The 9,042-nt window shown below is 70.7% G+C and carries 8 protein-coding genes; 2 read left to right on the top strand and 6 right to left on the bottom strand.

Annotation, left to right across the window (positions count from 1 at the left end):
* The first annotated feature begins 1,024 nt into the window (after positions 1 to 1,024).
* Positions 1,025 to 1,672 carry a M23 family metallopeptidase gene (locus ACFV2J_RS36565; protein ID WP_385092791.1) on the top strand — a complete coding sequence of 216 codons (648 nt, stop codon included), beginning with the start codon at positions 1,025 to 1,027 and terminating at the stop codon, positions 1,670 to 1,672.
* A 34-nt stretch (positions 1,673 to 1,706) separates the two neighbouring features.
* Here the strand turns inward: ACFV2J_RS36565 and ACFV2J_RS36560 are convergent, their stop codons facing one another.
* Positions 1,707 to 2,291, bottom strand: coding sequence for a TetR/AcrR family transcriptional regulator (locus ACFV2J_RS36560; protein WP_385092803.1), 585 nt, complete (start codon positions 2,289 to 2,291; stop codon positions 1,707 to 1,709).
* Between the two features lie 213 nt (positions 2,292 to 2,504).
* Here ACFV2J_RS36560 and ACFV2J_RS36555 point away from each other — a divergent pair, with 213 nt between their 5' ends.
* Positions 2,505 to 4,097, top strand: a complete 1,593-nt coding sequence (locus ACFV2J_RS36555) for an MDR family MFS transporter (RefSeq protein WP_385092806.1) — start codon at positions 2,505 to 2,507, stop codon at positions 4,095 to 4,097.
* 73 nt (positions 4,098 to 4,170) lie between these two features.
* Here ACFV2J_RS36555 and cseC read toward each other — a convergent pair whose 3' ends face one another.
* From cseC to ACFV2J_RS36530, 5 genes are all read right to left on the bottom strand, one after another.
* Positions 4,171 to 5,463 carry a two-component system sensor histidine kinase CseC gene (gene cseC, locus ACFV2J_RS36550; protein WP_385092809.1) on the bottom strand — a complete coding sequence of 431 codons (1,293 nt, stop codon included), beginning with the start codon at positions 5,461 to 5,463 and terminating at the stop codon, positions 4,171 to 4,173.
* Positions 5,464 to 5,905: 442 nt separating this feature from the next.
* Entirely contained in the window at positions 5,906 to 6,616 is a 711-nt protein-coding gene (cseB, locus tag ACFV2J_RS36545) for a two-component system response regulator CseB (protein WP_385092794.1), read from the bottom strand.
* 29 nt (positions 6,617 to 6,645) lie between these two features.
* The gene (locus ACFV2J_RS36540; RefSeq protein WP_385092797.1) at positions 6,646 to 7,305 is read right to left on the bottom strand and encodes a hypothetical protein; all 660 of its coding nucleotides are present in this window, start codon (positions 7,303 to 7,305) and stop codon (positions 6,646 to 6,648) included.
* The gene (locus ACFV2J_RS36535) at positions 7,293 to 7,844 is read right to left on the bottom strand and encodes a SigE family RNA polymerase sigma factor (RefSeq protein WP_153289278.1); all 552 of its coding nucleotides are present in this window, start codon (positions 7,842 to 7,844) and stop codon (positions 7,293 to 7,295) included. Before ACFV2J_RS36535 ends, ACFV2J_RS36540 begins: the two co-directional genes overlap by 13 nt.
* A gap of 268 nt (positions 7,845 to 8,112) precedes the next feature.
* Positions 8,113 to 9,033, bottom strand: coding sequence for an A/G-specific adenine glycosylase (locus tag ACFV2J_RS36530; RefSeq protein WP_385092800.1), 921 nt, complete (start codon positions 9,031 to 9,033; stop codon positions 8,113 to 8,115).
* Positions 9,034 to 9,042: the final 9 nt, after the last annotated feature.

Raw genomic sequence — 9,042 nt, 5'->3', positions numbered from 1 at the left:
TATTACTCCCCTGGCTTGGCCGGCGCCCGCTTCCTTGTGTTAAAACCCCCCGGGCGACCCCCCCGGGGTTCGCCGCCGTACCCCACACAAGGGGGCGCCCCGGGGACTTCGGTCCCGGGGCAGCCCCTTTTTCGCGCTCCGTGCGGGCCCGTGACACCCGCGGGTACACGGGCCCTGGCCTAGCCCAAGCACAACGGCAGCCGCCCGCCCGGAGGGCCTGTGTCCGGCGCCCACCGCCTTGCGCGCGGCTCCGTGTCTCCGTGTCTCCGTGTGCGGCGCCGCCCGTCGGCGGCTCGTGAGCGAGGCCGGCCGCCCGGCAGCCCCATCCTCGGTCCCGTCCGTCCCGTCCGTCCCGTCCGTCCCGCTCGCCCCGTACCGCGGCCCCGTGCACCCCCTTGCGGCCACGTGCGGCCCGTACGGCCCCGTACGGACGGTGTCGCGGACGCCTGGGACGACAGGTCCCGCCGCCGTCGGTACCTGGGCACAGGGGTCCCGCGCGCGATTCCGCGCGCGGACATGCCCCCCGCCTCCACCCTCCCTCTCCTCCCGGCACCCTCCTCCCCGGGCTCTCTCTGGGGGGTCGGATCGACTCGCGCCGGAGGTCGTGCGAGGGGTCGGGCGGGGTCCCACAGGCGCCTCCGCGGTGACATGACGCACAGGCGATTTGTCCCGTACTAGGGAGGTTAGTGGAGAAGTCCATGGGGGCAAAACGGACTTTTCGGGTCGGGCTCGTACGGGGGTCCGGAGGGTCGGAGTGGCGGCGTGGCGGAAGGCTGTTCCCGCCGTGTCGTACGGGGGTGGAAGTGGGGTTAAACCTCACCTCTTCCGTAAAAAACGGACGAATCAGGCCAGGGCGTAGCTTCTGTCAAGGAGTCGGTCGTTTCGGGGTCAAGTACGACCTAGCGTCGTAGAAGGGGGCTTTGGGGATTCGCCGGGGTCCGGGTTACCAAGGGATGGCCCCCTCCGGCAGCGACCGTGCTCCGGATGGGTTCAAGCCCCCCGTCCCCGTCTCCACGAGGTTCAGATGTCGAAGCGCGTCACGTCCCGTCAGTCCCGCACGTCCCTGCTCCGTAGCCGGACGGCCGTCCTCGCCGCCTCGGTGGGCGCCTCGGTCGTACTGGGTGCCGGGATCGCGTCCGCCAGCACCCTGGACAACGCCGCGACCAGCACGACGGCCGGTGTCCTGCAGACCCAGGCCGCTGCCCAGGCCAAGGCCGCCGCGAAGACCGAGCACGCCGCCGCCAAGAAGGCCGCGTCCTGGATCGACCCGGTGAAGAAGTACACCCTGTCCGCCACCTTCAACCAGGCCGGCGGCATGTGGGCCCACAAGCACTCCGGCCAGGACTTCGCGGTCCCGCAGGGCACCGACGTGTCCGCCGCGCACGGCGGCACGGTCGTCAAGGCCGGCGGCAACGGCGCCGGTGACGGTCCCGCGTACGGCAACGCCATCGTCATCAAGCACGCCAACGGCGTGTACTCGCAGTACGCCCACCTCTCCCGTATCGACGTACGGATAGGCCAGGTCGTCGCCACCGGTCAGCACATAGCGCTGTCGGGCAACACCGGGAACTCCAGCGGGCCGCACCTGCACTTCGAGATCCGTACGACCCCGAACTACGGCTCGGCCATCAACCCGGTCGTCTTCCTGCGCGCCCAGGGTGTGACGGTCTAAGCACCCCCGGGTGTGACCCGGAAGGCGTGACGGTTCACGGGGCGACGGGACCGCTGTGCGCCTGCGTCACCAGATCGACGGCGACCTCCAGGATGGCCTTGCGCTTCTCCTCGGGGTCGCCTTCGACGTCCTTCAGCATGAACATCCCGGCATGCATCGAGAACAGCGCGCTGATGCAGCGGACCTGGTTCGTCAGATCCGCGTCCGGCTCCTTGAGCAGGTCGATCATGCGGATCATGCGGTCCTTGAAGTCCTCGCCGGTGCGCAGCTCACGGACGGCGGCCTGGTTCTCCTGCATGAAGCGGAAGAGCGGGGCCGCGTCCGCCAGGGCGTTGCTGTAGCGGTGCAGGATCTCCTGCTTCGTCGCCAGCGTGCGCGGCTGCTGCCGTGCCCACTCGATCAGTTCGTCCATGGGCCTGGACAGGTCCTGGAAGAGGCTCTTGAGGATGTCTTCCTTGGTCTTGAAGTGGTAGTACAGCGCCGCTTTGGTGACATCCAGGTGCTCGGCGATCTCGCGCAGCGAGGTCTTCTCGTAGCCGTGCTCGGAGAAGAGTTCGAGGGCCACGTCCTGGATGCGCTGACGGGTGTCTCCGCGACGCTGTCGCTTGGTGTCGTCCATGGTGTCGCCGCCCATCCTCGTGCTCCTCGCACTCCTTGAAACGCTACGTGCCGCCCCACGGGCAAATCCAGGAAAACTTACTTGACGCCCGGCTAGTTACGGGACTACTTTCCCTCAGTGTAGTCAACTTGCCGGTCGGCAAGTAAGTAGCAGAGCTGGGGCAGTCGCCCCGCCACCAGTGGGCGTCCAGCGGGACCCAGGGGAGTGGGAATGATGGCGGACAAGAAGGAAGCGGTCATAGAGACCGAGAAACAACCACGCAGCGTACGCGTCGTACTGCTCGCGCTCATGATCGCGATGCTCCTCGCGATGCTCGACAACATGATCGTGGGCACGGCGATGCCGACGATCGTGGGCGATCTCGGTGGTCTGGAGCACCTGTCCTGGGTCGTCACCGCGTACACGCTCGCGACCGCCGCCTCGACCCCGATCTGGGGCAAGCTCGGCGACATGTACGGGCGCAAGGGCGCCTTCATGACCTCGATCGTGATCTTCCTCCTCGGTTCCGCGCTCAGCGGTATGGCGCAGGACATGGGGCAGCTGATCGGCTTCCGCGCCATCCAGGGTCTCGGTGCCGGCGGTCTGATGGTCGGCGTCATGGCGATCATCGGTGACCTCATCCCGCCGCGTGAGCGGGGCAAGTACCAGGGCATGATGGCCGGCATCATGGCGCTCGCCATGATCGCGGGACCGCTGGTCGGCGGGTCCATCACGGACCACTGGGGCTGGCGCTGGTCCTTCTACATCAACCTGCCGCTCGGCGTCGTCGCGCTGCTGGCCGTCAGCGCCGTGCTGCACCTGCCGAAGAAGCGGGTCGAGGCGAAGATCGACTACCTCGGTGCCGGGCTGCTGACCATCGGCATCTCGTCCATCGTGCTCGTCACCACCTGGGGCGGCAGCCAGTACGCCTGGGGCTCCGCCCGGATCATGGAGCTCATCGGCATCGGCGTCGCCACGCTCGTCGGCTTCGTCTTCGTGCAGACCAAGGCCGCCTCGCCGATCCTGCCGCTGCACATCTTCCGCAACCTCAACTTCACGCTGATGTCCGTCATCGGCTTCATCACCGGCTTCGTGATGTTCGGCGCCGTGCTCTTCCTGCCGCTGTACCAGCAGTCGGTCCAGGGCGCGTCCGCGACCAACTCCGGCCTGCTGCTCCTGCCGATGCTCGGCGCGATGCTGGTCACGTCGATGGTCGCCGGCCGGGTCACCACCAGCAGCGGCCGCTACAAGGCGTTCCCGGTCGTCGGCAGCGTGCTGATGTCGGTGGGCCTGTTCCTGCTCTCGCAGATGGACACCGGGACCAGCCGGCTGACCTCGGGCCTGTACATGGCCGTGCTCGGCCTGGGCATGGGCTGCCTGATGCAGATCACGATGCTGGTGGCGCAGAACAGCGTCGAGATGAAGGACATGGGCGTCGCGTCCTCGTCCACCACGCTCTTCCGTACGCTCGGCTCGTCCTTCGGTGTCGCGATCATGGGCGCGCTGTTCAACCACCGCGTCCAGGACGTGATGGCCGAGCGGGCCGGGGCGCTGGGATCCAAGATGACCGAGCAGTCGGCGCAGCTCGACGCGGCCAGCCTCGCCAAGCTGCCGGCCGCGGCGCGCGAGGCCTACCAGTTCGCGGTGTCCTCCGGTACGCACTCCGCGTTCCTGCTCGGATCCGTGGTGGCCCTGGGCGCACTGGTGGCGGCGGTGTTCGTCAAGGAGGTTCCGCTGCGGGGCGCCGGAGCGCCGGCCAAGGGTGCCGAGGCCGACGCCGCAGCGAGCGACGCGCCGCCGAAGGAGACCCTGGCGGAAACCGTCTGACCCCCGCTCGACCCGAAGGCCCCCGGCGTGTCCGCCCCGGGGGCCTTCTCCTGTCGACGGGTACGGGTTCTCCTCACGCCGGCAGCAGGGGGAAGCTGCCCGTGTTCGTGGGCGCGTGCTCCGGCAGCCACAGCACCGCGACCGCGCCCTCCGAGGGCACGTTCTCCGGGGCGCCCGCGGGCCGGACGTTGCGGAAGGTCAGCCGGGCGCCGAGCACCCGCGCCTGGCCCGCCGCGATGGTGAGCCCCAGCCCGTGGCCGTGGCCCGAGCGGTCGGTGCTGCCGGTGCGGAAGCGGCTGGGCCCGTCGGCGAGGAGTGCCTCCGGGAAGCCGGGACCGTGGTCGCGCACCCGGATGACGCGGCCCTCCACGGAGACCTCGATCGGCGGCTTGCCGTGCCGGGCCGCGTTGGCCAGCAGGTTGAACAGGACACGCTCCAGGCGGCGCGGATCCGTGGTGACCTCCGACTCGTGGACCACGCGTACGTCGATGCCGGGGTCCTTGGCGGCCACCCGGCGCGTGACGAACTCGCCGAGCATGATGTCCTGCAGTTCGGCCCGCTCGGAGGCACCGTCCAGCCGGGCCACCTCCAGGACGTCCTCGACGAGCGTGCGCATGGCCTGCGCCCGGTCCCGGACGAGTTCCGTGGGGCGCCCCGGAGGCAGCAGCTCGGCCGCGGTCAGCAGTCCCGTGACCGGGGTGCGCAGCTCGTGCGCGATGTCGGCGGTCACCCGGCGCTCGGCCTCGATGCGCTGCTGGAGCGCGTCCGCCATGGCGTCCACGGCCCGCGCCAGGTCGTCGGTCTCGTCGCGCACGACTCCGCCGATCGCTTCCCGTACGCGGACGTCGGTCTCGCCCTTGGCGACCTGGTTGGCGGCGGCCGCGGCCTTGCGCAGCCGGCGCGACAGCTGGCCGCCGATCAGTACGCCGAGGGCGCTGCCGCCGAAGACGACCGCGATCGAGCCGATGATCAGTGCCTGGTCGAGATCCTTCATGACGTCGGTGTTGCGGTCCGTGAACCCGGTGTGCAGCGACAGGACGCGGCCGTCCTTGAGGGGTACGGCCGCCCAGATGTCCGGCACGCCGTTGGGGCGGTCCGCCACGTAGGTGGCCCGGCGGCCCTGCTCGACCTTGGCCAGCAGGTCCCCCGGGATCGTCGGGTCGTCGACCTTGACCCCGAAGGACTGCGTGCGGCCGGACTCGTACATGCGCTGGGCGACCTGGATGCGTTCGTCCGCCAGATCACGCGAGTTGTCGAGCATCGAGACGCGTGCCGCGTTGTGCACGACGAGGCTCAGCGCGACCGCGACGAGGGCGCCGACCATGGCGATGGCCGCGCTCAGCTTCCACCGGATGCCGGTGCGCATACCCGTCAGTCCGGCCTCGGCGACCCGGCCACCGCGGCCGGGACCGCCACCGGCGCGGATCGCGCCGCCGCTGTTGCTCTTGCCGTCGGTGCCGTTGCCGCCTCGGTGGCCGGGACCGCCGTCGCCGCTCGTGCCGGGGCCCGTGCGGGCGCCGAAGCCGACGGGCCCGCCGCCGGCGCCGCCCGCGCTGCCCCCGGTCCCGCCCGGTCCGCCGAAGCCGCCGAGGACGGGAACGCCTCCCGGTCCGCCGTGGCCCCCGCCCGGACCGCCGTGGACGGTCGCCGACCGGCCGTAGCCGGCGATCGCTCCGCCCTGGCCGGGGCCGGGTCCGCCGACGTCGGTGACCGGACCGTCGGAGCCGGAGCGCGGGCCGCCGGAACGGGTGCCCGGTCTGTCGTCGTCCGCCGGGTTCCGGCGCTGGAACATCCCCCGCATAACCCGCTCAGGCCTTCAACTTGTAGCCGAAACCACGGACCGTCTCGATCCGGTCCTGGCCGATCTTCGTCCGCAGCCGCTGGACATGGACGTCGACGACCCGGGTGTCACCGCCCCAGCCGTAGTCCCACACACGTTCGAGGAGCTTGTCGCGGCTCAGCACCGTACCCGGCGCGGACGAGAACTCCAGCAGCAGCCGCATCTCGGTGGGTGTCAGCGCGACCGGCACCCCGCCCTTGAGCACCTCCATGCCCTCGGTGTCGATCTCCAGGTCCCCGTCCCCGAAGGAGAGCAGACCGCCGTCGACCGAGGAGGGCGAGTCCGTGCCCGCGTTCTGACCGCTCGCGTGGCCGAACCGCCGCAGCACCGCACGGATGCGGGCGACCAGCACGGCCCCGTCGAAGGGCTTGGTCACATAGTCGTCGGCGCCCGCCTCCAGACCCAGGACGACGTCGATCGAGTCGGCCCGCGCCGACAGCATGATCACGGGGACGGTGGACTCGTCACGGATACGGCGGCACAGGCTGACGCCGTCGAGGCCGGGGACCATCACGTCCAGGAGGGCGATGTCGGGGCGGTCCGCGCGGAACGCCTCCAGGCCCGACAGGCCGTCGGGCATGGCCGTGACCGCGAAGCCGTCGCGCTCCAGCGCGAGTTGCGTGGCCTCGCGGATGACATCGTCGTCCTCGACGAACAGGACGTGGGTCTGCTCTGCCATCCGGCTGCTCCGATTGTTGCGTCTGCTCTTCAGTTCGCGGCGGGGGAGGGGGTGTCGGTGGCGCCCACCGCATTGCTGTAGTCGTTGTGCGTCCGGGACTCCTCCGTGAACCGGGTCGCGGACCAGCCGTAGGTGATCACTTCTTCGCTGGACGGGTACGACACCGGGTCGCCCTTCTTGTACAGCTGCTGTGTGACCACCAGGTCGCCCCGGTCGATCTCCGCGTAGACCGGCGGCTCCTCGGTCTTGAACACGTTCTCGTACCGGCCCTTCTCCTCGCGGTACACGTACGAGCCGATGCCGACAGCGTCTCCGCAGGTCATCACGTTGACCACGACGTCGTCCGCGGGTCCCCCGGTCAGTTCCCCGTACGACACGTCGACCGGGTACTCGTCGGCCACGCACGGCTTGAGGGCACTCTTCACCGACGGACTGACCTCGGGGTCGTCCTTGACGAGCTTGACCACGTCCACCCGCTTGGCGGACTTCGTGGCCGAGGGCGAGGTGCTGGGCGTCGTGGGGCCCTTGGCCACCGCCTCGCTGCCCGCCGGGCCCTCGTCACGGGCGCCCGTACCACCGGTGGCACAGGCGGTCAGGAAAAGGCCGAGGGCGGCGAGCACGGCCGCCGCCGCACCCCCCGCCTTCAGTTCCCGGCCGGTCCTCCTGGCCCGAATTCCTAGGCCGCGCAACGCTCCCGCTCCTCACCCGGTTCGAGCGCGCGGGCGCCGCGCTCCTCCTGGTCCCGGCTCTCCAGCTCCTCGCGGAGCCGGGCCAGCGCCCGGTGCAGCGTGCTCTTGACCGTTCCGGCCGACATGCCGAGCGCGGCGGCCGTCTCTTCCGTGGACATCTGCTCCCAGTGTCGCAGCACCACGACACTGCGCTGCTTCGGAGCCAGCACCTTCATGATGTCCATGAGCAGCGCGCGGTCCGCGTGCTGCTCGGTGGAGTCCTCGACGCGGGCGTCCGGCAGCTGCTCGGTGGGCACCTCGTCGAGCTTCCGCGCGCGCCACCACTCGGTCCGCGTATTGATCATCACGCGGCGCAGGTACGCGTCGGCCAGCCGCTTGTCCGCGATGCCGTCCCAGCGGCCGTACGTGCGGACGAGCGCGGTCTGGAGCAGGTCCTGGGCGTCCACGGGGTCGGGGACCAGGCGACGGGCACTGCGCAGCAGCGCGTCCTGCCGAGTGCGGACGTACTCCTCGAATTCGAGCACCTCGCCGTGCGCCATGATCAACCGCCTCCATCCCCGTTTCCGACCCGCCTGCTGACGCCTGCTGCCGGTTGTCCGTCGCTTGTGCACCGCTGTCGTTCCGGTCTGCGTGCGGTACGGGAATGAAGCTACGGAGGCGTTGTCACGGGGTTGTCCGAGACAGCCTGCGAGGAGCACTCGGCTGTACGTCGGTTGTGTAACGGAAGGAGGAGGCGGGTAAGGCGAGGTGGCTACATGTCCTGGTTGGGGATGTTTTGGCGGTGCGCGGGCCGGGGGACGGCCGACGCTAGGTCAACGGCAGCCGATACAAACCGCCCGTGAGGGGTTCGACGAGTCCGTCGGCGACGAGCCCGTCCAGCGCACGGGCGCGCTGAACCGGTTCCTCCCACACGCGGTCCAGGGCGGACTGCGGGACGGGCGTGACGGCCTCCCTGAGCACGGCGAGCAGCTTGCCGCGCACCTGACGGTCGGTACCGGCGTACGTCTGTCCGCGGCGCGGCGGCCCGTCGTGCTCCGGCTTGCCCGCCAGCCGCCAGGCGCACTGGGCGGCGATCGGGCATCGGTGGCAGTTCTCGTTCTTCGCCGTGCAGATCAGCGCGCCGAGTTCCATGGAGGCGGCGGCCCATCGGGAGGCCGTGCGCTCGCTCTCGGGGAGCAGGGAGCGGGCGAGCTTGCGCTCGGCGGCCGTGGTGGCGTTCGGGGGGTACTGGACCCCGGCCACGGCCCGGGCGAAGACCCTGCGCACGTTCGTGTCCAGCACGGCGTGCCGCTGGCCGTACGCGAAGGACGCCACCGCCGCGGCCGTGTACTCGCCGATGCCGGGCAGCGCGAGGAGCTGCGCGTGCTCCGTGGGTACGTCGCCGCCGTGGCGTTCCGTTATGGCGACCGCGGCGCCGTGCAGCCGGAGGGCACGGCGGGGGTAGCCGAGGCGGCCCCAGGCGCGGACGGCTTCGCCCGGCGCCTCCTTGGCCAGGTCGGCGGGGCGGGGCCAGCGGGCCACCCACTGCTCGTACACGGGCAGGACGCGGCTCACCGGGGTCTGCTGCAACATGAACTCACTGACCATCACGCCCCAGGGGCCGGCGTCGGGGCGCCGCCAGGGGAGGTCACGGGCGTGCTCGTCGAACCAGGTGATCACCGGCTCGTGCAGGGTCTCGCCGGGGGCGGTGGGCTGGGGGCTGGGTGTGGGCATCGTGGGTGCAGTCATGACGCTTCC

The sequence above is a fragment of the Streptomyces sp. NPDC059668 genome (assembly GCF_042734135.1).
GTDB lineage: Bacteria > Actinomycetota > Actinomycetes > Streptomycetales > Streptomycetaceae > Streptomyces.
The sequence above is the reverse complement of the archived record's forward strand: the minus strand, read 5'-3'. Positions and strand labels throughout refer to the sequence as shown.

Coding starts and splice junctions, on each gene's coding strand:
- ACFV2J_RS36565 (WP_385092791.1), top strand. CDS start 1,025: ATGTCGAAGCGCGTCACGTCCCGTCAGTCCCGCACGTCCCTGCTCCGT.
- ACFV2J_RS36560 (WP_385092803.1), bottom strand. CDS start 2,291: ATGGACGACACCAAGCGACAGCGTCGCGGAGACACCCGTCAGCGCATC.
- ACFV2J_RS36555 (WP_385092806.1), top strand. CDS start 2,505: ATGGCGGACAAGAAGGAAGCGGTCATAGAGACCGAGAAACAACCACGC.
- cseC (WP_385092809.1), bottom strand. CDS start 5,463: ATGCGCACCGGCATCCGGTGGAAGCTGAGCGCGGCCATCGCCATGGTC.
- cseB (WP_385092794.1), bottom strand. CDS start 6,616: ATGGCAGAGCAGACCCACGTCCTGTTCGTCGAGGACGACGATGTCATC.
- ACFV2J_RS36535 (WP_153289278.1), bottom strand. CDS start 7,844: ATGGCGCACGGCGAGGTGCTCGAATTCGAGGAGTACGTCCGCACTCGG.
- ACFV2J_RS36530 (WP_385092800.1), bottom strand. CDS start 9,033: ATGACTGCACCCACGATGCCCACACCCAGCCCCCAGCCCACCGCCCCC.